Here is an 18655-nt window from a genome sequence, read left to right on the forward strand (position 1 = left end):
TTAATGGATCAGCATGCCACCGTTCACGTCGAGCGTGATACCGGTGGAGTAAGACGAAAGATCGCTGCCGAGGAACAGCGCGGCGCGGGCAATATCCTGCGCGTCGCCAAGGCGATTAAGCGGAATGCCTGCCAGGATGGAGGTTTTCATCTCATCGCTCAGCTTGCCGGCGGTGATGTCCGTCTGGATAAGGCCCGGCGTGATGCAGTTCACCCGCACGTTATCCGGCCCCAGCTCGCGGGCCATCGCTTTCGCCAGGCCCAGCACGCCCGCTTTTGCGGCGCTGTAGTGGGGGCCGCCAAAGATGCCGCCGCCGCGCTGGGCGGACACCGAAGAAATGCAGACGATGCTGCCCGACTTCTGCGCGCGCATAGTGGGGATCACCGCCTGGGACATCAGCAACGTGCCGCGCAGGCTCACGTCCAGCACCGCATCGTAGTTCTCGCGTTTAATCTCCATTAGCCTGATCGGCTGCGTAATGCCGGCGTTATTCACCAGAATATCGATGCGCCCGTATAGTCCGAGCACCTGCTCGATAGCAGCATTCACCTGTAGTTCATTGCTGACGTTCGCTGCAAGACCCAGATGATCCTCGCCCAGGCTCGCCGCCGCGGCCCGGCTGGATTCGGCATCTAAATCGATAATCACCACCTTCGCGCCCTGCTCAGCGTATAATTTGGCCGTGGCGAAGCCCAAACCACGTACGGAAGCCGCGCCAGTAATAACGGCGACTTTATCTTTCAGTAGCATATATTTACTCCATTCTTACAAGAGGAATTTTATTATTTCGGCTCTTCCAGCAGCATAATCATCATTAAGCCAATAGCCGCGCAAATACCGAAATAAATAAACACAGAATTAAAGCTGCCGGTTTTATCCAGCAGATAGCCTGCCAGCATGGGGGAAACAAATCCGCCAAGATTACCGCCGCTATTAATAATGGAGGCGGCAATGGGGTAGGTTTTACTGTCTGCAACCGCCATGCCGTAGGCGGTAAATGCAGGCCAGCCGATATTCAGACAGAGGCCGACAAAAAACAGCCCCAGGCAAACCGCAACGGTACTTTGCGGAATATTGAGCATAATGAGCATCATCAACACGGTGCTGATAGCGGTAAACATCATGGTCGGTTTGCGCCGGCGGCCGAGCAGCCTGTCGGAAACGTAGCCGCCGAAAATTGCACCGATAAATCCACCGATACACGGCATGCTGGCGACCAGCCCCATGCTCATAAACGTAAAGCCTTTCTCTTTCACCAGATAGAGCGGGATCCACGTCAACAGGCCGTAAAGCACGCTCACCATCATGAAATAGGCCAGACAGTCACCGAGAATATTCTTCGAGGTGAACAGACCTTTCACCGTGCTGACCGGGGCTAAATCCCGCACGCGGATCAGTCGGTCAAGGCGCGCAAATCGCGGTGAAATGACGATATTTTCCCGTCTGGCGTCCGGCGTCTCCTGACCGGCAGAAATGGTTTCCAGCTCGGCTCTGGAGACGAATGCGCTCTCGGACGGTTTTGTGCGCACCAGCAGGTACCACAGAACAGCAATGACCAGCCCGGGGATCGCAAAGGAGAAGAAGACCCAGCGCCAGCCCCAGGTCATGGCGATCCACACCGCCAGCGGCGGCACGAGGATCGGCGCAAACATGGTGGCGGCAATGTAGACGCCGGTGGCCGTGGCTTTCTCCTTTGGCGGAAACCAGTTATTGATGGTGGAGGCCAGCCCGACGGGGCATGGCCCCTCCGTTAACCCCAGCCCCAGGCGGATAAACTTCAGACCCAAAACGGAGGTCGCAGTGCCCATCAGCCAGGTAAATGCGGAGAAGCCGAATATCGACAGCGCCACCATGCCGCGTATGCCTTTTCTTGCGATAAAAAAGCCCGCCGGAATTTGGCTCAGGGCGTATCCCAAAAAAAACATGCTGGCTATCGCACCGGCTTCGAAATTATTGATATGAAATTCGTCAATGATAAACGGAAGTACCGCGCCAATATTTGTTCTGTCGGCATAGTTAATGGCATACACAATAAAAATTAATGCCAGCACAACGAAACGGTAATAGGTTTTTTTCGTCTTTATGTAGGGGACAGCTTGTTCTATACGAGACATAACTTACCTCATTATTCGAACACCGTGAGTCGTTTTTTATTTTGCGTTCAACCTCAATATATCGGCTCATAAATGAAACACCATGCAATAAAGCTCATTTATTGCTGAGATAAATTTGATTCGCGATGGAGTTCAAAAAAATAACATCGGGATAAAATTGCCCCCACGTAATCTCAATGGTATGTTTTTTATCAATAAACCCGAAAGGAGTAAGCTATGTCCGCGCAGGATCGCCAGACGTTATCGCTGCCCTCGCTCAGGAATTTGCAGGCGTTTATCGCCGTTGCTAACGCCTTAAGCATCCATCAGGCGGCAGAGCAGCTTAACGTGACCGCCTCCGCGGTGAGTCATCAGATCGCGTCGCTGGAATCGTGGATGGGCAAAAAACTCTTCATCCGCAGCGGTAAGGGCGTTCAACTTACCCCGACGGGAGAGAAGTATCTGCGGGAAGTTTCAGCGGCGATGAGCGCTATCGGGCGGGCCACCGATCAGATTATCAAAGAGAAAGAGAATGCCGTCCTTCGCGTGCACTCCTCGCCCACCTTCGGCCTGTCATGGCTGTTGCGCCGTCTGGGCAAGTTTCGCGCCGAATATCCCGATATCACCATCAATCTCACCTGCTCGTATGAAAACCTGCAATTCGCCAGAGACAATATTGATATTGATATCCGCCACGGCATCCCGGACTGGGATGCTTACCGGGTAATGACTATTAAAAATGACACGCTGATAGTATTGGCCTCGCCATCCTATCTGGAAAAACACCCCATCAGCACGCCAGCCGATCTGCTGCAACAGTCGCTCATATCTTCAACCAGCACTCTGGTGAACTGGGAAAAATGGTTTGCCTGGCACAATATCGACAGGCCCTGGCTTAACTTCAGCCTCAGTTTCGATCGCTCCTATATGAGCTTTGAAGCGGCGCGCATGGGGCTGGGGTTTATTCTGGAGAGCAAAATGATGGCGACCGATCACCTGAAGGAGGGGTCGCTGGTGCAGGTACTGCCGGATGAGATGGGGATCGCCATTAACGCGCACCATCTGGTGATGCCGCATATGAACGAGCGCACCTGGAAGATCCAGCAGTTTGTCGATTGGATTGACAGAGAGCTGCGATTGTCGGGATATCACCTGTAGCACCGTGCGGCGGCGATTGAGCCGCCCTGGCACCTTCACAGGTCATGTCCTTACAGAGTAGCAAGGAACATAACGTGAACGGAATGACCACTTCAGCCGTATGTTCCTCCTCACCCCAGCCCTCTCCCTCAAGGGAGAGGGGGGGTGTCCGTGCAGGTATTATTTTGTGGGGTTCCCTCAGCCCACCGTACCCCAGACGAGGTTGCCCTTGTGGAAGGTCGCGGTACGCGGAGAGATGCGCGCCACGGCCTCGGCGGAACAGGAGGCGTCCACCAGCACAAAGCTGGCGTCGTCCTGCGCTTTCGGCCACACGCGTTCACCTTTATCGTTCAGCGGCAGCACATCGCCGGTGGCGATGCCGAGCGAGCGCGACAGCGTCTGCTCGTTCGGGCGAATGTACAGCTGCGCGTAAAGATTGGCTTTTTCCAGCATGTCTCCGAGACCGTACGGAGACCAGTGGTCGATCACGCTGTCGGTCCCCGTCATCACAAATACGCCCTTTTCACGGAGTAGCTTCAGCGGCATATGCAGGGTGCCAATCGGCACGGTGGAGGCAATCGTCACCTGCTGCGCCGCCATGCGGGTGGCGATCTCATCCACCTGCTGTTCGTTGAGTGTCGCCAGCGCGAAGGCGTGGCTGATGGTCAGCTTGCCCTTCAGCGCCGGGGTTTTCTCCACGGTTTCCACCATGTAATTTACCGCCGCTACGCCCGCCGGGCTGGTTTCGTGCAGGTGAATGTCCACCCCTTTGTCGTAATCCAGCGCAATCTGGAACATCGTGTCGAGGGATTTTTCCATTGCACCGTCAACGTTGGTCGGGTCCAGCCCGCCTACGTAGTGCGCGCCAGCCTGCATCGCCTCGCGCATCAGCTTTTCAGAACCAGACAGCAGCAGGCCGTGCTGCGGGAAGGCAACGATTTCGCAGTCAAAACCAGGCTTACGGCGCGCCAGTACCGCCTGCAAATTTTCCAGGTTTTTCAGGCCGGAAACCGGCTCAATATTGCAGTGGCTGCGGGCGATGGTGGAGCCTTTCGACTGAATCAGGTCGATCAGCTTTTCTGCGCGTTCTTGCGTGTAAGGTTGTAATTCCGGCAACAGCTTTTGCTCAAGGCGGATCATATCCTGAATGGTGGTGCCCGCCGGGCGGTTCAGGGAGCGCCACGGGCCGCCGTAAAAGGTTTTATCCAGATGGATGTGCATGTCGCGCATCGCCGGGAGCATCAGCTTTTTGCCCGCATCGAAATGCGGCAGGGTCGCATCGGCGTGGCTGTTGTTGTCGCGCAGGGCGACGATTTTCCCGTCTTTGATTTCCAGCGTTTTCAGCTCGGTGCGGGTACTTGTCGCCACGCTGCCGTCGAAGTTAAACCCGGCTTCGAGCAGCACGTTGTCGAGATAGTAATGCTTTGCGGTGATGTTCATCGGTTTACCCGTCTCGCAGGTTGCCTTTGCAGAGTCGGCAGCATACGCGACGGAGCCGGTGGCGCCAAACAGCGCGCAGGCGGTAACCATTTTGCCGCTCTGGCTGATAAACTCGCGGCGGCTTTTATTTTCACTCATCTTATCTTCCTTCATTAACAATGTGGGTACCGGTTTCACCGCGCAGCGCCGCGGGCAGGCACTCCGGCGAGGTGACGATCACGCGTCTGCCGCCATGGCGTAAAAATTCCAGCGAAGCGACGATTTTTGGCAACATGCTGCCCGCCGGGAAGTGGCCTTCATCCATGTAGCGCGTCATCTGCGCCACGTTGACGGTGTCCAGCGCCTGCTGGTCTGGCTTGCCGAAGTTCACGCACACTTTCTCCACGCCGGTGGTGATCGCCAGCACGTCGGCGCGGATCTCGCGCGCCAGCAGCGCGGTAGAGAGATCTTTATCTATCACCGCGTCCACGCTCTGGTAATCGCCCTGTTCGCTGCGCACCACAGGAATGCCTCCGCCTCCCGCGCCGATCACCACAAACCCTTTCTGCGTCAGCGCCTTGATGGCGTCCGCCTCAACGATGCGCAGCGGCTGCGGTGAGGCCACCACGCGGCGATAGCCCCGGCCTGAATCCTCGACAAAATGCCAGTCCGGGTGCGCAAGGTGCAGTTCGTCGCGCTGCGCCTCGCTGAAGAACGCGCCGATGGGTTTCGTCGGGTGCGTAAAGGCAGGATCGTTTTTATCCACCTCTACCTGGGTGACGACCGTGACCGCTTTCTGCTCACTGCGCGCCGCCAGGCGGTTATTGAGCGCCTGCTGGATCAGGTAGCCGATCCCGCCCTGGGTATCCGCCACGCAGTTTGCCAGCGGGGTCAGCGGCAGCCCTTCCCGCTCGTGGGCGATTTCGGCGCGGCGCAGATCCAGCCCCACCTGCGGGCCGTTGCCGTGAGTGAGGACGATGTCATAATCGGAGGCCAGCATTTCGAGCACCGACTCAGCCACCGCTTTCACCGCCTGCGCCTGATGTTCAATCGACTGGCTGGCGTTGTCTTTGATAATGCTGTTGCCGCCGATGGCGACGACCATAAGCTCTTTCATTTTGTTTCCTTTAGAAGGTGCGTTCTGGTGCCCTCACCCCGGCCCTCTCCCACAGGGAGAGGGGGATTAACAGAGATATCCAGCACATGCTTCACCACAAACATGCCGCCCATCATCAGGTAGGCCGTGACGAACATCAGGGAACTGCCCTCGGCAAAGCCCACCACCGGGGCGTGGATCACGCCAAACAGCGCCAGCAGCGCGCCTCCTGCGGCGGCGACGGCCCCGCGCAGCGGTTTGTTGATGATGGCGAAGATGGCGATACAGCCCCAGAGCATGCTGGCGAGCGGCGCGCCGTTGCCGAGGTGCATCAGCCCCTCGTAGTAGATCCCCTTGCTGTGCAGCACGTCGGTGCCGATTTTCGCCGCGCTGGTTCCCGCCGCGCTCATCACGCTGTTCATCATGGTCAGCGCCCAGTTGGCGATCCACGGGAACAGGCAGATGAAGATGACGGGCACTTCCACTTTGGGGGTTTCCCTCACCACCTGGTTGGCGGTGACGACGCCGATGAACACCAGAATCGGCACGATGGCGGTCATCGGAATGATGGCGAGCATAAAGGCCCCCAGCCCGAACAGCGGCACGATGAACATGGTCACGCCGGAGGCCAGCGTATAGCCGATGCTGGCGCCCATCGCTTTCCAGCCGGGGTGGCCGACGTAGACCGTGACCGGGAACGGGTTGCCCATCAGGCAGCCCAGCATCGACGCCATACCGTTCGCCAGCATCACCTTACGGGTCGGGTACTCATCCCCCGCTGCGTGGGCGCTTTCGATGTTCTCCAGGTCAAAGATGTAGTTCGCCAGCCCCAGCGGTACGGCGGACGCCAGATACGGCAGCGCGTGTGGGAGCCCCTGCATAAAGCTGTCCACGTGCACTTCCGGCGGGTTAAAGCCGAAGGAGGACATAGACGCTTTAATTGCCTCCGGGCTTTGCAGGCCAGAAATCCACGCCAGAGCCGTACCGGCAATCAGCAGCAGCAGGCCGGTGGGGATACGGGCGAAAATCGGCTTTTTACCGAACCAGTTGATAAAAATCAGCAGCAGGACGATGAACGACACGGTGGGCGCTTCGAACGCCTGCAACATCGGGTTCATCGCCAGCAATAGCAGACCAAGACCGGACAGACACGACAGCAGCACGGTACGCGGGATCATCTTGCGAATGGTTTCCCCCAGGAAGGATCCACCTGCGAGGATCATCGCTTCCACAAAGCACCACACCAGGCCAATCTTAATCGCAAAGTCCGCATCGCCGGTTTGCTGGTAAACCGGCATTAAGACCAGGAAGGTGACGGTAAAAATCGACGGCGCGCTCGGGCCGGACGGCAGCGCGGTGACGTCCGTTCGTCCGGTGGCGCGCGCCATTTGCAGGCCAAACCACGTATAGCAAAGACTCGCCACCAGCACCGCCAGCCCGAAGGCTGGCGCAATACGTCCATAAACAATCTCCTTCGGGATGCCGACGACAAAAATGAGCAACCCCATCATGGTCAGCAAATTGGTCAGGTTGTTAGTCATCAACCCGAAATATGCCGCCCAGTCACCTCTTTTCCACTCCAGTTTCATGTTTTTCATGGATGCATACCTTATAGAACGTAGCGATCGCGGAAGGTCAACAGCGCCTTTTCAAAACAGCTAAACGGCGGGTGAACGATGCCCGCCCCAATCATGCCGATACCGGCGTCCTTGTGGGCAATAGCGGTATTGATGACCGGCAGAATGCCGCTGCCCGCGACCTTCGTGATGTCGATGGCGGTCGGGATGCCCATAAACGACAGCAGCGGAATGGTGACGTTCGGGTTTTCGCCGAGGGTGATTTCGCGCATCTGGCGGGAGAAGTCGACGGCTTCCTCCACCGTGCCGCCCACCAGCGCCACGATTGCCGGGGCCGTCGCCATCGCAAAGCCGCCGATCCCGTAGGTTTCGGTAATCGCGCTGTCGCCGATATCCAGCCCGGAGTCTTCCGGCTTATAGCCCGCGAACATCGGGCCGATCACCTGCTGCGCCGGGCCGGTGAACCATTGCCCCGGCAGGCCGGAAACGCGCAGGCCGAACTCGTAGCCGTTGCGCGCCATGGTGGTGACCACGGTGCTGTACTCAATGCCGTGGGCGGCATCCAGCGCGGCCTTACACATCGCCATCCACGTCGGACCGGAGAAGTAGTCGCTGCTGGCAACAAACTCGAACACTTCACGCTGCTGCGCCACCGGATAGCCCGCCTGGATCAGCCCCGGCGTCAGCGCCTGGATGAGCAGCGTGGTGCCCGCGTTGTTGCGGTTGTGGCACTCGTCGCCCATGTGCAGCGCCTGGGCCAGCATCAGGCGCAGGTCGATTTCGCCGATGATTTTCATGGCGTCACGCAGCATCGGGCCGAGCACGTCGCGCATCCAGTTCAGGCGCTCGATCACGCTCTGGTCGTTGGCGCCCATGCGCAGGATCTTTGCCATCTGCTCGCTGAGGTTGGTGAACGCGCGGTTGCCGTAGGTTTTGTTCTCCACGATGTGCATAAACATCGACGCGGAGGTGACGCCTGCCATGGAACCCACGCAGTCGTGCTCGTGGCACGGCGAGAAGGTGATGTCGCCTGAAGCCGCCAGCCTTGCGGCGTCCTCCAGATCCGTCGCCAGCCCTTCAAATACCAGCGCCCCGGTGACCGCCCCTTTCATCGCCCCGCACATGTTTTCCCAGGTAACAGGCGGACCGGCATGCAGAATGGTCGTGCGGGTCATGCCCGGCACCACGTTGATGGCCTGGTCATAGCCCACCAGCACCGGATGGGACTGAATAATCCGCTCAAGGGCAATTTTGTTCGCGGCGGCAATTTTCTCCGCCAGCGGTTTTTCCGCCAGCCGATCCAGCGCGTCCACCACCTGCATATTGCCCTGCCCCGGCGGCGTCCAGTCGAGCTGGGTCACGGAAACGTGCTGTTTTTTGAGATCGTCGCTGAACATCGCAATCCCGACGTTAATCACGTTCAGCGGCTGGTTGAATAAGGTCGTCATTATGCTCTCTCCCCTTTGCAGACAAATTCGCGTGCCAGTAATCCGGTATTGGTACTGCTGCTGGCCCAGATGACGCCTGCGTCGGTCAGCAGCTGGCACTGCTGCGCCAGCGACTGCGGATCCTGTTCGGTGCCGAGCACGTAGCCGAGAATTTCCAGCGGACGGTTGTCGGCTTTCGCGATCGCCTGTGCCTCTTTGATCGCCTCGATCATTACCCCCACCGGATCGTCGTGCGCGCCAAAGCCAAGCACGAAATCCATCACAATCACCCCCACCTGCGGATCGCGCGCCTCCTGTAGCAGGCGGCTGATGCGGTTGGTCGGGTCGATCATCGGGTGGGGTTTGCCGTTGGTGAAATCGTCATCGCCAAAGTCGAGGAAGGTATGGGCCTGGCTGACGTTGATGTCTTTCAGGCGCCTGGCCGGATCGGGCTGGATGTTGCTGTAAACATCGTCAAACTTCTCCAGCGCGGCAAACATCGCTTCGTCGCACAGGGTGCCGCCGCAGAACAGGCCGCGAATGTACTTCTGTTGCGGCGTCAGGCGGGCGCGCACTTCTTCAATCAATGGCCAGTTGAGCGGGTGCAAGTCGAGGGACTCTTTTTTGACGCCGGTAAGCAGCACCGCTTTCAGGGCCGCCTCTTTGGTGCCACGAGCAAACTGCAAGCCGTCTTCATCGGCTGGCGGTTCGTTACGGCCCAGGAAGCACACAACTACAGGCTTGCGGCAGGCGCGGGCGCGGGTGAGTACTTTTTCAGCCACCGCGGGCGCGGGTGGCTTGGAGATGAGGGCAATCACCTGAGTGCTTTCATCGGCCTCCAGCATGTCGATGGCGTCGAGCATCATCAGGCCGCCGATCTTCTCGCTGAGATCGCGTCCGCCGGTGCCGATCAGCTGCGACACGCCGCCGCCGAATTCGTGAATGCGCACGCTCAGTTCCTGGCTGCCGGTGCCGGAGGCGCCTACGATGCCAATCGCCCCGCGACGCACCGCGTTGGCGAAGCACAGCCCCGCGCCGTTGATAATGGCGGTACCGCAGTCCGGCCCCATCATCAGTAACCCTTTCTGGTGCGCCAGCTGCTTCAGCGCCAGCTCGTCGTCGAGCGACACATTATCGGAAAACAGCATCACGTTGAGATTGTTTTCCAGCGCCTGGCGCGCTTCCCGGGCGGCGAAGGTGCCGTTGACGGAAATCACCGCCAGGTTGCTGTCCGGACGATGGGTTTTGGCGCTGGCAATCGTCGCGTAACGTGCTTCATGGGAGCCGCTGCTCGCTTTGCGGGTAAATAAGGCTTCTATTTCCGCCAGCGTTTCATCGTTCGCCGCATCGCCTTTAATCACGATCATCAGGTCGCCATTTTTGGCTTCCGCTAATTCCGGCGTGAGCAGCCCGAGATTTTTCAGAACGCCTTTATTCATTTCCGTCGCCATCGCCACAAACGCCTGCTCGACGCCCGGCAATTTATTGGCTTTGGTGGAAACCGACATTAAGGAAACCGAATCGAAATACGTATTCTTTTTTATGACGATTTTGGTTGGCATTATTTTCACCTGTTTAAGATAAAAGGGGGCCGCCGTCGTGCTAAATGCACGTCGGTAACAATGCGTTTTTTGATTTACGGCCAGCCAGGGGAGGCTGGCCGAATGCGCTATGCGCCTGCCGCCAGCAGCAGGTCTGCGATCGCGCTGAAGCCTTTTTCCCGCGCCAGCTCGAGCGGGGTTTTGCCGTATTTATCGGTCATGTGCGGGTTCGCGCCGTGCTCCAGCAGCAGCTTCACAATTTCCTGCTGCTTTGCGCCACCGTCGTTTAATACGATGGCTTCCAGCAGCGGCGTCCAGCCGACAAAATTGGTGTGGTTGACGTTGATGTCGGTTTTTTCCAGCAGCTCGCGCACGATCTCAACGTGCCCTTTTTCACTGGCAGGGGTAATGCCCACGCCACCAAAACGCGTCAGACGGTCGAGATCCGGATCCGCCGGAAGAACAATGCGCAGCAGGGTTAAATCATTGGTCAGGCAGCTAATCAGGAAGGGGTTAAAGCAGGTCTGGTCCTGTTTATCAATATCCGCCCCGGCGGCAATTAAAAACTCCACACAGGCGTAATGCTTTTTCAGGCTGGCAATAATAATGGCGGTTCTTTTCTGGCGGTTGGTCGCGTTAATATCCACGCCTTTCTCCAGGCAGGCTTTTAGCGCGTCGATATTGTCCTCTTCTGCCGCCAGCAGAAATTCTGTAACCAGTGCAGTTGCAGACATATTCAGACTCCCTATGTTTCACTTCTGATGAGCTGAGAATAGCAACAGCCTGTTCATAAAAGAATCCGCTTAAAAATGATTCATCGACACGCAATTCATTGTTGAGTTAAATTCAACGGTCCGGCAGAAACGTGCGTCTGTGCAACCTTTTTCTTATGTTTTACCGCTTTTACGCGCTTCAGGCTGCATTATCCTTATGGCTGAAAAAGCCTTACACAGCGCGACTCTACGTAAAAATACAGAACTGTGACCGACATCAACTATGATGTAACGGCGGTGTTAAAATATGTTCAAAACTGATGGTCACCAGGAGCCATAATATGAATTCCATCTTTACCGAAGAGAATTTGCTGGCCTTCACCACCGCGGCACGTTTTGGCAGTTTCAGCAAAGCGGCTGCCGAGCTGGGCGTAACCACCTCTGCCATCAGTTACACCATCAAACGCATGGAGACCGGCCTGGACGTGGTGCTGTTTGTACGCAACACGCGCAGCATTGAGCTGACCGAATCCGGTTTTTATTTTTATCGTAAAGCGGCCGACCTGCTGAATGACTTTCATGCCATCAAGCGCGGGATTGATACCATTTCTCAGGGCATTGAGACGCGGGTGCGCATCTGCATAAATCAGCTTTTGTATACGCCACGCCATACCGCGCGTTTGCTCCAGGTGCTGAAAAAACAGTTTCCCACCTGTCAGATCACGGTGACGACCGAGGTGTATAACGGCGTCTGGGATTCCATTATTAATAATCAGGCCAACATCGCCATTGGCGCGCCGGATACGCTGCTGGACGGCGGCGGCATTGATTACACCGAGATAGGCGCGATCCGCTGGGTATTTGCCATCGCGCCCACGCATCCGCTGGCGTTCGCCCCGGAGCCCATTTCCGAAAGCCAGCTGCGTTTGTATCCCAATATCATGGTCGAGGACACTGCACATACCATCAACAAGAAGGTGGGCTGGCTGCTTCACGGCCAGGAGGCGATTCTGGTGCCGGACTTCAACACTAAATGCCAGTGTCAGATCCTGGGGGAGGGTATTGGATTTTTACCGGAATACATGACGCGTGAGGCGGTGGAGGACGGGCTGCTGGTAACGCGGCGGATCAATAATCCACGTCAGGATTCGCGCATGCTGCTCGCCACGCAGCATGCGGCGACCGGTCAGGTCACGCGCTGGATCAAACAACAGTTTGGCCCCGAAGGCGTGCTGACCCGGATCTACAGTGATTTACTGTGGCGTACCTAGCGCTTCGTCTGAACCCAAAACGCGTGGATAAGACCGGGGAAGTAGCCCAGGATAGTCAGAAGGATATTCAGGATAAACGCCCAGCCCAGCCCCTTGCCAAGCAGCACGCCCAGCGGCGGGAGAATAATCGTAAAAACAACGCGCCAAAAACCCATAAAAAACTCCGTGCAAGCTAACCAATTGAAAATTATAAAAGACACTTCTCTAAGCGTAGCCAGTTTACGGGTAACTGCCATTCGTCTCTCGCGCTTTTACCTGCCTTTACCCTCTTTACACTGGCTTAAACCCGGCCTTAAATGCTCTACTGTTCTGAAATTGACCGTAAGGAAACACAATGTCTCTTCCGCTTATTTCTCCGCAGCAGGCAAACGCGCTGATTGCTGAAGGCGCCAAACTTATCGATATTCGCGACACCGACGAGTATGCCCGCGAGCATATTCCGGCGGCGCACTCCATTCCGCTGGATTCGTTACCCGGCGGGCTTAACGCAGCGCCGGGAGAAACGGTGATTTTCCACTGTCAGTCCGGCGCACGAACCGCAAACAATGATGCTCGTCTTGCCCGGGCAGCATCCCCTGCGAACGCCTTTGTGGTTGAGGGAGGCATTCAGGGCTGGAAGCAGGCCGGGCTGCTGACCGTTGAAGATCGTTCGCAGCCGCTTCCGCTCATGCGTCAGGTGCAGATTGCCGCCGGGCTGCTGATCCTCTGCGGTGTGGTGCTCGGTTACAGCGTCTCCAGCGGCTTTTTTCTGCTGAGCGGTTTTGTGGGCGCCGGGCTGTTGTTTGCCGGTGTCACGGGATTTTGCGGTATGGCACGACTGCTGAAGGTGATGCCGTGGAACCGTCATACCCCATAAGCAGTACCTGACAGATTAGACTGTACCCCGTTCCGGACGTGGGCTATGGTGAAGATCGTTAAAACGATGAGGAGGTACTATGTTTTCTGTCGGCGATTATGTCCAACCGCGTCAGGGCGGTCCGAAACTGAAAGTGCTCGAAGTGGATGGTGAAAACATTGTGGCTGTACAGGCCAGCAATGAGCAGGGCGAGAAATACCACCTGAAAGCGGCAGACGTGGTGCTGTACTCCGAAGAGGGTGACTTTGGCGTCTGCTAAAGCAATAATCGGGCGGAATATACCGCCCGAATAATCATCAGATCAGGAAATCGTCCAGCGATTTACCGTTTGCCAGTGCGGTCGCAATTGGCTTTGGCGTACGCCCCTGGCCGGTCCACGTTTTCTCTTCACCATTCGCGTCAATAAAACGATACTTCGCCGCACGCGCTTTACGTTTTTTCGTCGGCTGCCCCGCCTGCGCCAGGTCACTGCCTAACAGATCGCTCGGAGAAATACCGTCAGCTTTCATCAGTTCCAGCAGAGCATTAATTTTATCCTGCTGTTCTGCGCGTTGACGCTCTAATTCAGCCTGCTCGCTGCGTTTTTCTTCAGTGACAATCCGGAATTTTTCCAGCACTTCTTCCAGAACGTCCATGGATAATTCACGCGCCAGCGCCCGGAGGGTGCGAATATTATTAAGATTCTGTAACGTTAAAGCCATAATAATGAAAAACCTTTCTTCGTGTGTATAACATAAATCAGGCAACAGAATAATTGATTTTGGTTCTGATATCTACCCACCCTGCCATTTTGACATTATTGTAATTGTTTTAGAATATCCCGTTAATATAACCCCTAAATATATGTCTGTTTTAATGCGTAATATACCGCCCTCGACCCGACCAAAAGCCCCTGTTTAAAACAGTTCAAAAAACCGCCTCCAAACTCCCGTAGAACAGATGTTTCACGCGCGTACCGATAAACTAATCCATTGATTTATTTTAACAAAACAGGGACGAGGGGAGAAAATAACGAAGCGCGCAAAAAACGCACAACTTTAGAGAATTTTATGGCTAAAGTGCTTTCAAATAAAAATTAATCACTACTTGTTAGTTAAAAGCCAGAGATATACGCTATACACTCAAAACAAACCAACCTAAAGCACTAAAGGCCGCAGGTAAAATGCCACTTTTCTGTTCTGTTCGAGGAGTTCAGACATGTTCTCACCGCAGTCTCGCCTGCGCCATGCGGTAGCGGATACGTTCGCGATGGTCGTTTACTGTTCCGTCGTGAATATGCTGATTGAAATTTTCCTGTCGGGAATGTCCTTTGAGCAATCCCTCTCGTCGCGCCTGGTAGCCATTCCGGTGAATATCATGATTGCCTGGCCGTACGGCCTGTATCGCGATGCAGTGATGCGTTTAGCCCGGCGTATTAGCCCGGCGGGTTGGGCAAAAAACCTGGCGGACGTGCTGGCTTACGTGACGTTCCAGTCCCCGGTGTACGTGGTTATTTTGCTGACGGTGGGCGCAGACTGGCATCAAATCGCCGCCGCGGTAAGTTCAAATATTGTGGTATCCATGCTGATGGGTGCGGTGTACGGTTACTTTCTTGACTACTGCCGCCGCCTGTTTAAAGTCAGCCCTTATAGCCAGGCAAAAGCGTAAGGTAAGGCGACTGGCCTCTGCCAGTCGCTGAGTTATTGTACGTCTCCGAACAGTCCTTTCAGGAAACGCTCCAGCGCCATACGCGAGCTGAAGCCGTGCGGAATACCATAATGTTCATGCCTCTCGCCGCCTAAATAGAGCGGAAATTGCTGATAATGATCGCAGGTTTTAATTTCCGAGGCGGGCTCAGCAAATGACAGGCTTCTGTCTTTGAGTGTCGGGTGAATAATGAGAGCCGTACGCCCCATTCTTGCTTCACGGTTGACGTAAACATAATTCTCACCACGGCGATATCCGTACGCTTTTGATGTTACCTCATCCATGGTGAACCCTTCTTTTTCAAGAACGCGCGCCACCTCATCGGGTCGTAAATACATATCTTTTCCTCATTATCATTCCTGCCCGGCAACCTTACAGTATTCAGCATTAGCAGGGCTTTCAGAATATTCCATAAACTGCCTGATAAGCCGTGACTCGCTTCAGATATTACTTTTCTGGACTAAACTAAACGGGAACACAAATTATGGAGGATCGTATGTTTAACAGACCGAACCGAAACGATATTAATGACGACACGCAGGATATTCGTAACGATGTCAGCCAATTAGCGGACACGCTGGAAGCCGTATTGAAATCCTGGGGCTCTGACGCGAAGGACGAAGCAGATGCCGCGAAACGTAAGGCTCAGTCTCTGCTGCGTGAAACGCGGGCAAGAATGAATGGCCGCTCACGTACCACTCAGGCGGCCTGCGATATGGCCAGCTGCGCCACCACCTTCGTACGTGAAAAACCGCTTTGTACGCTGGGAACGGTCGCGGCGGTCGGGATTTTTGTCGGTGCCCTGCTTAGTCTGCGTAAGTAAGCGCGCGTTCTTAGCCCCGGTAGCCTCAGGCGCCGGGGCTTTTCTTTGCCTGATAGCCTGAAAAAACCGCACAGCCCGCCCTGCCCCGCCAGGCTCATCATTGGGGCCTTATCAACCTGAATTTCCCATATCTTGTGTGGTTGAAACTTATCCCAACTACATCTAGTATTCCCTTTAGCAAGACAGACACAACATGACGCGTTTACTCGCGCCGTCCTCTCATTCTAAATGGAAATACGAATCATGAGCATTATTATTTACACTCGTAACGATTGTGTTCAGTGCCACGCCACGAAACGGGCGATGGAGAGCCGCGGCGTGGCATTTGAAATGGTCAATATTGATCAGGTGCCCGACGCGGCAGACATCCTCCGCGCGCAGGGTTTCCGTCAGCTGCCGGTGGTGGTTGCCGGTGAGACCAGCTGGTCGGGCTTTCGCCCGGATATGATCAATCGTCTTGCCGCGCAGGGCGTCAGTGCATGAGCACGCTGGTCTATTTTTCCAGCAGCTCGGAAAACACGCTTCGGTTTATGGAGCGTCTCGGGCTGCCCGCGATACGCATTCCGCTGAACGATCGGGAGCGTATTCAGGTAGACGAACCTTACATTCTGGTGGTGCCAAGCTATGGCGGTGGCGGCACGGCGGGGGCGGTGCCTCGTCAGGCGATCCGCTTTCTGAACGACCCCCATAACCGCCAGCTGATTCGCGGCGTGATCGCGTCAGGCAATCGCAACTTTGGCGAGGCCTTTGCCCGCGCCGGGGATGTCATCTCTCAAAAATGCGGCGTGCCGTATCTCTATCGTTTTGAACTGATGGGGACACAGCAGGACGTAGAGAACGTGCGTAAAGGAGTGAACGAATTTTGGCTACGACAACCGCAGAACGCGTGATTCAGGCGACGCCGGATTACCACGCATTAAACGCCATGCTAAACCTCTATGACCGGGAGGGGCGCATTCAGTTTGGCAAAGATCGCGAGGCGGTGGAGGCTTTTTTCGCCGCCCACGTCCGTCCAAACAGCGTCGTTTTTGGCAGCCAGCAGGAACGTCTCGACTGGCTGGTTAAAGAGGGCTATTACGAGGAGCGCGTGTTGACCCGCTACGACCGCGCCTTCGTGGTGACGCTTTTCGAGCGCGCGCATGCCAGCGGTTTTCGTTTCCAGACCTTCCTCGGCGCGTGGAAGTACTACACCAGCTACACCCTGAAAACCTTTGACGGCAAACGCTATTTAGAAAGCTTTGAAGATCGGGTGGTGATGGTGGCGCTGACGCTGGCGCAGGGCGATGAAGTGCTGGCCGAAAGACTCACCCAGGAGATCCTCTCCGGCCGCTTCCAGCCCGCCACGCCAACGTTCCTTAACTGCGGCAAAGCCCAGCGCGGCGAGCTGGTCTCCTGCTTCCTGCTGCGTATTGAAGACAATATGGAGTCGATTGGCCGTGCGGTGAATTCGGCGCTACAGCTTTCCAAACGCGGCGGTGGCGTGGCGTTTCTTCTGTCGAACCTGCGGGAAGCGGGCGCGCCGATTAAGCGCATCGAAAACCAGTCCTCCGGCGTTATACCGGTGATGAAGATGCTGGAAGATGCCTTCTCATACGCCAACCAGCTTGGCGCACGTCAGGGCGCGGGCGCGGTTTATCTGCACGCGCACCACCCGGACATTCTGCGTTTTCTGGATACCAAACGTGAAAACGCCGACGAAAAGATCCGCATCAAAACCCTGTCGCTCGGCGTGGTGATCCCGGATATCACGTTTAAGCTGGCTAAAGAGAATGCCGACATGGCGCTCTTCTCGCCGTATGACGTTGAGCGTATTTACGGTAAAGCCTTTGGCGAGGTGGCAATAAGCGAGCTGTACGACGAGCTGGTGGCCGACGATCGCATTCGCAAAAAAACCATCAACGCCCGCGATTTCTTCCAGACGCTGGCTGAAATTCAGTTTGAGTCCGGCTATCCGTACATCATGTACGAGGATACGGTGAACCGCGCCAACCCGATTGCCGGGCGCATCAACATGAGCAATCTGTGCTCGGAGATTTTGCAGGTCAACAGCGCGTCCAGCTACGACGAGAATCTGGACTATGCGGACGTGGGCAAGGATATCTCCTGTAACCTCGGGTCGCTGAATATTGCCCACACCATGGATTCGCCCGATTTTGGCCGCACGGTGGAGACTGCCATTCGCGGGCTGACGGCGGTATCGGACATGAGCCATATCCGCAGCGTGCCGTCCATTGAGGCGGGCAACGCGGCGTCGCACGCCATCGGCCTTGGGCAGATGAACCTGCACGGCTATCTGGCGCGGGAAGGCATCGCCTACGGCAGCCCGGAGGGACTGGATTTCACGAATCTCTATTTCTACACCATCGCCTGGCATGCGCTGCATACCTCGATGAGGCTGGCGCGCGAGCGCAACCAGCGGTTCGCAGGCTTTGAGCGATCGCGCTACGCCAGCGGAGAGTATTTCAGCCAGTATCTGGAAGGCGACTGGCAGCCGAAAACCGAAAAAGTACGCGCGCTGTTCGAGCGTGCCGGCATCACCCTGCCGACGCGCGAGATGTGGCAGCAGCTGCGTGACGATGTGATGCGCTACGGCATTTATAACCAGAACCTTCAGGCGGTGCCGCCGACGGGCTCCATTTCTTATATCAATCACGCCACGTCGAGCATCCACCCGATCGTGTCGAAGATTGAAATCCGTAAGGAAGGCAAAACCGGGCGCGTCTACTACCCCGCCCCGTTTATGACCAACGAGAATCTGGCTCTGTACCAGGACGCCTATGAGATCGGGCCGGAGAAGATCATTGATACCTACGCCGAGGCGACGAAACATGTGGATCAGGGGCTATCGCTGACGCTCTTCTTCCCGGATACCGCCACTACGCGGGATATCAATAAAGCGCAGATCTACGCCTGGAAGAAAGGCATCAAAACGCTGTACTACATTCGCCTGCGCCAGCTTGCGCTGGAAGGCACCGAAATTGAAGGCTGCGTGTCCTGCGCGCTGTAAGGAGAAAGG

General features: G+C 56.1%; 20 protein-coding genes. 9 read left to right on the plus strand and 11 right to left on the minus strand.

Features of this window, described 5'->3' with window-relative positions; all coding sequences use genetic code 11:
• Positions 1 to 750 (minus strand): SDR family NAD(P)-dependent oxidoreductase, encoded by a 750-nt coding sequence (locus tag G6Q29_RS13935; protein WP_165466087.1) that lies wholly within the window; start codon positions 748 to 750, stop codon positions 1 to 3.
• A 32-nt stretch (positions 751 to 782) separates the two neighbouring features.
• A complete protein-coding gene (locus tag G6Q29_RS13940; RefSeq protein WP_165466088.1) occupies positions 783 to 2114 on the minus strand; it encodes an MFS transporter in 1332 nt (443 codons plus the stop codon).
• 216 nt (positions 2115 to 2330) lie between these two features.
• On the opposite strand from G6Q29_RS13940, the gene G6Q29_RS13945 reads away from it, so the two are divergent.
• Complete coding sequence (locus G6Q29_RS13945) at positions 2331 to 3251, plus strand: LysR substrate-binding domain-containing protein (RefSeq protein ID WP_165466089.1); 921 nt, start codon at positions 2331 to 2333, stop codon at positions 3249 to 3251.
• A 177-nt stretch (positions 3252 to 3428) separates the two neighbouring features.
• Here the strand turns inward: G6Q29_RS13945 and G6Q29_RS13950 are convergent, their stop codons facing one another.
• The 6 genes from G6Q29_RS13950 to G6Q29_RS13975 all read right to left on the minus strand — a co-directional run bounded on the left by G6Q29_RS13950 (position 3429) and on the right by G6Q29_RS13975 (position 11024).
• The gene (locus G6Q29_RS13950) at positions 3429 to 4808 is read right to left on the minus strand and encodes an amidohydrolase family protein (protein WP_165466090.1); all 1380 of its coding nucleotides are present in this window, start codon (positions 4806 to 4808) and stop codon (positions 3429 to 3431) included.
• A 1-nt stretch (position 4809) separates the two neighbouring features.
• Positions 4810 to 5766 carry a carbamate kinase family protein gene (locus G6Q29_RS13955; protein ID WP_165466091.1) on the minus strand — a complete coding sequence of 319 codons (957 nt, stop codon included), beginning with the start codon at positions 5764 to 5766 and terminating at the stop codon, positions 4810 to 4812.
• A complete protein-coding gene (locus tag G6Q29_RS13960) occupies positions 5763 to 7343 on the minus strand; it encodes a xanthine permease (protein ID WP_165466092.1) in 1581 nt (526 codons plus the stop codon). Before G6Q29_RS13960 ends, G6Q29_RS13955 begins: the two co-directional genes overlap by 4 nt.
• Before the next feature lie 11 nt (positions 7344 to 7354).
• Positions 7355 to 8770: a DUF1116 domain-containing protein gene (locus tag G6Q29_RS13965; protein WP_207309797.1), complete on the minus strand. Its 1416-nt coding sequence runs from the start codon at positions 8768 to 8770 to the stop codon at positions 7355 to 7357.
• Positions 8770 to 10311, minus strand: a complete 1542-nt coding sequence (fdrA, locus tag G6Q29_RS13970; protein WP_165466093.1) for an acyl-CoA synthetase FdrA — start codon at positions 10309 to 10311, stop codon at positions 8770 to 8772. The genes G6Q29_RS13965 and fdrA overlap by 1 nt, the downstream gene beginning before the upstream one ends.
• 107 nt (positions 10312 to 10418) lie before the next feature.
• The gene (locus G6Q29_RS13975; RefSeq protein ID WP_165466094.1) at positions 10419 to 11024 is read right to left on the minus strand and encodes an ankyrin repeat domain-containing protein; all 606 of its coding nucleotides are present in this window, start codon (positions 11022 to 11024) and stop codon (positions 10419 to 10421) included.
• Positions 11025 to 11344: 320 nt separating this feature from the next.
• On the opposite strand from G6Q29_RS13975, the gene G6Q29_RS13980 reads away from it, so the two are divergent.
• Positions 11345 to 12274 (plus strand): LysR substrate-binding domain-containing protein, encoded by a 930-nt coding sequence (locus G6Q29_RS13980; protein ID WP_165466095.1) that lies wholly within the window; start codon positions 11345 to 11347, stop codon positions 12272 to 12274.
• Here the strand turns inward: G6Q29_RS13980 and G6Q29_RS13985 are convergent.
• Positions 12271 to 12429, minus strand: coding sequence for a YqaE/Pmp3 family membrane protein (locus G6Q29_RS13985; protein WP_165466096.1), 159 nt, complete (start codon positions 12427 to 12429; stop codon positions 12271 to 12273). The two genes, G6Q29_RS13980 and G6Q29_RS13985, sit on opposite strands and share 4 nt — an antisense overlap.
• Before the next feature lie 179 nt (positions 12430 to 12608).
• Between G6Q29_RS13985 and G6Q29_RS13990 the strand changes: the two genes are divergently transcribed.
• Together G6Q29_RS13990 and G6Q29_RS13995 are read left to right on the plus strand one after the other, a co-directional pair.
• The gene (locus tag G6Q29_RS13990; RefSeq protein WP_165466097.1) at positions 12609 to 13130 is read left to right on the plus strand and encodes a rhodanese family protein; all 522 of its coding nucleotides are present in this window, start codon (positions 12609 to 12611) and stop codon (positions 13128 to 13130) included.
• A gap of 79 nt (positions 13131 to 13209) precedes the next feature.
• Positions 13210 to 13389 (plus strand): hypothetical protein, encoded by a 180-nt coding sequence (locus G6Q29_RS13995; protein ID WP_165466098.1) that lies wholly within the window; start codon positions 13210 to 13212, stop codon positions 13387 to 13389.
• A 37-nt stretch (positions 13390 to 13426) separates the two neighbouring features.
• Here the strand turns inward: G6Q29_RS13995 and stpA are convergent, their stop codons facing one another.
• Complete coding sequence (stpA, locus tag G6Q29_RS14000; protein ID WP_022651717.1) at positions 13427 to 13831, minus strand: DNA-binding protein StpA; 405 nt, start codon at positions 13829 to 13831, stop codon at positions 13427 to 13429.
• Between the two features lie 496 nt (positions 13832 to 14327).
• On the opposite strand from stpA, the gene alaE reads away from it, so the two are divergent.
• On the plus strand, positions 14328 to 14777 hold the full coding sequence (gene alaE / locus G6Q29_RS14005; protein ID WP_165466099.1) for an L-alanine exporter AlaE: 450 nt from the start codon (positions 14328 to 14330) through the stop codon (positions 14775 to 14777).
• 32 nt (positions 14778 to 14809) lie between these two features.
• On the opposite strand, the gene G6Q29_RS14010 is transcribed toward alaE, so the two are convergent.
• On the minus strand, positions 14810 to 15154 hold the full coding sequence (locus G6Q29_RS14010) for a DUF2002 family protein (RefSeq protein ID WP_165466100.1): 345 nt from the start codon (positions 15152 to 15154) through the stop codon (positions 14810 to 14812).
• A 158-nt stretch (positions 15155 to 15312) separates the two neighbouring features.
• On the opposite strand from G6Q29_RS14010, the gene G6Q29_RS14015 reads away from it, so the two are divergent.
• From G6Q29_RS14015 to nrdE, 4 genes are all read left to right on the plus strand, one after another.
• Positions 15313 to 15639, plus strand: a complete 327-nt coding sequence (locus G6Q29_RS14015; RefSeq protein WP_017382769.1) for a DUF883 domain-containing protein — start codon at positions 15313 to 15315, stop codon at positions 15637 to 15639.
• Positions 15640 to 15882: 243 nt separating this feature from the next.
• On the plus strand, positions 15883 to 16122 hold the full coding sequence (gene nrdH, locus G6Q29_RS14020) for a glutaredoxin-like protein NrdH (RefSeq protein WP_165466101.1): 240 nt from the start codon (positions 15883 to 15885) through the stop codon (positions 16120 to 16122).
• A complete protein-coding gene (gene nrdI, locus G6Q29_RS14025) occupies positions 16119 to 16529 on the plus strand; it encodes a class Ib ribonucleoside-diphosphate reductase assembly flavoprotein NrdI (protein WP_165466102.1) in 411 nt (136 codons plus the stop codon). Before nrdH ends, nrdI begins: the two co-directional genes overlap by 4 nt.
• Positions 16502 to 18646, plus strand: coding sequence for a class 1b ribonucleoside-diphosphate reductase subunit alpha (gene nrdE, locus G6Q29_RS14030; protein ID WP_165466103.1), 2145 nt, complete (start codon positions 16502 to 16504; stop codon positions 18644 to 18646). The genes nrdI and nrdE overlap by 28 nt, the downstream gene beginning before the upstream one ends.
• Positions 18647 to 18655 lie beyond the last annotated feature (9 nt).

Source organism: Enterobacter cloacae (genome assembly GCF_011078175.1).
Taxonomy (GTDB): domain Bacteria; phylum Pseudomonadota; class Gammaproteobacteria; order Enterobacterales; family Enterobacteriaceae; genus Enterobacter; species Enterobacter cloacae_Q.

What these genes read in the sequence shown, in the direction of transcription:
- G6Q29_RS13935 (WP_165466087.1), bottom strand. Translation starts at nt 750, where the DNA reads ATGCTACTGAAAGATAAAGTCGCCGTTATTACTGGCGCGGCTTCCGTA.
- G6Q29_RS13940 (WP_165466088.1), bottom strand. Translation starts at nt 2,114, where the DNA reads ATGTCTCGTATAGAACAAGCTGTCCCCTACATAAAGACGAAAAAAACC.
- G6Q29_RS13945 (WP_165466089.1), top strand. Translation starts at nt 2,331, where the DNA reads ATGTCCGCGCAGGATCGCCAGACGTTATCGCTGCCCTCGCTCAGGAAT.
- G6Q29_RS13950 (WP_165466090.1), bottom strand. Translation starts at nt 4,808, where the DNA reads ATGAGTGAAAATAAAAGCCGCCGCGAGTTTATCAGCCAGAGCGGCAAA.
- G6Q29_RS13955 (WP_165466091.1), bottom strand. Translation starts at nt 5,766, where the DNA reads ATGAAAGAGCTTATGGTCGTCGCCATCGGCGGCAACAGCATTATCAAA.
- G6Q29_RS13960 (WP_165466092.1), bottom strand. Translation starts at nt 7,343, where the DNA reads ATGAAAAACATGAAACTGGAGTGGAAAAGAGGTGACTGGGCGGCATAT.
- G6Q29_RS13965 (WP_207309797.1), bottom strand. Translation starts at nt 8,770, where the DNA reads ATGACGACCTTATTCAACCAGCCGCTGAACGTGATTAACGTCGGGATT.
- fdrA (WP_165466093.1), bottom strand. Translation starts at nt 10,311, where the DNA reads ATGCCAACCAAAATCGTCATAAAAAAGAATACGTATTTCGATTCGGTT.
- G6Q29_RS13975 (WP_165466094.1), bottom strand. Translation starts at nt 11,024, where the DNA reads ATGTCTGCAACTGCACTGGTTACAGAATTTCTGCTGGCGGCAGAAGAG.
- G6Q29_RS13980 (WP_165466095.1), top strand. Translation starts at nt 11,345, where the DNA reads ATGAATTCCATCTTTACCGAAGAGAATTTGCTGGCCTTCACCACCGCG.
- G6Q29_RS13985 (WP_165466096.1), bottom strand. Translation starts at nt 12,429, where the DNA reads ATGGGTTTTTGGCGCGTTGTTTTTACGATTATTCTCCCGCCGCTGGGC.
- G6Q29_RS13990 (WP_165466097.1), top strand. Translation starts at nt 12,609, where the DNA reads ATGTCTCTTCCGCTTATTTCTCCGCAGCAGGCAAACGCGCTGATTGCT.
- G6Q29_RS13995 (WP_165466098.1), top strand. Translation starts at nt 13,210, where the DNA reads ATGTTTTCTGTCGGCGATTATGTCCAACCGCGTCAGGGCGGTCCGAAA.
- stpA (WP_022651717.1), bottom strand. Translation starts at nt 13,831, where the DNA reads ATGGCTTTAACGTTACAGAATCTTAATAATATTCGCACCCTCCGGGCG.
- alaE (WP_165466099.1), top strand. Translation starts at nt 14,328, where the DNA reads ATGTTCTCACCGCAGTCTCGCCTGCGCCATGCGGTAGCGGATACGTTC.
- G6Q29_RS14010 (WP_165466100.1), bottom strand. Translation starts at nt 15,154, where the DNA reads ATGTATTTACGACCCGATGAGGTGGCGCGCGTTCTTGAAAAAGAAGGG.
- G6Q29_RS14015 (WP_017382769.1), top strand. Translation starts at nt 15,313, where the DNA reads ATGTTTAACAGACCGAACCGAAACGATATTAATGACGACACGCAGGAT.
- nrdH (WP_165466101.1), top strand. Translation starts at nt 15,883, where the DNA reads ATGAGCATTATTATTTACACTCGTAACGATTGTGTTCAGTGCCACGCC.
- nrdI (WP_165466102.1), top strand. Translation starts at nt 16,119, where the DNA reads ATGAGCACGCTGGTCTATTTTTCCAGCAGCTCGGAAAACACGCTTCGG.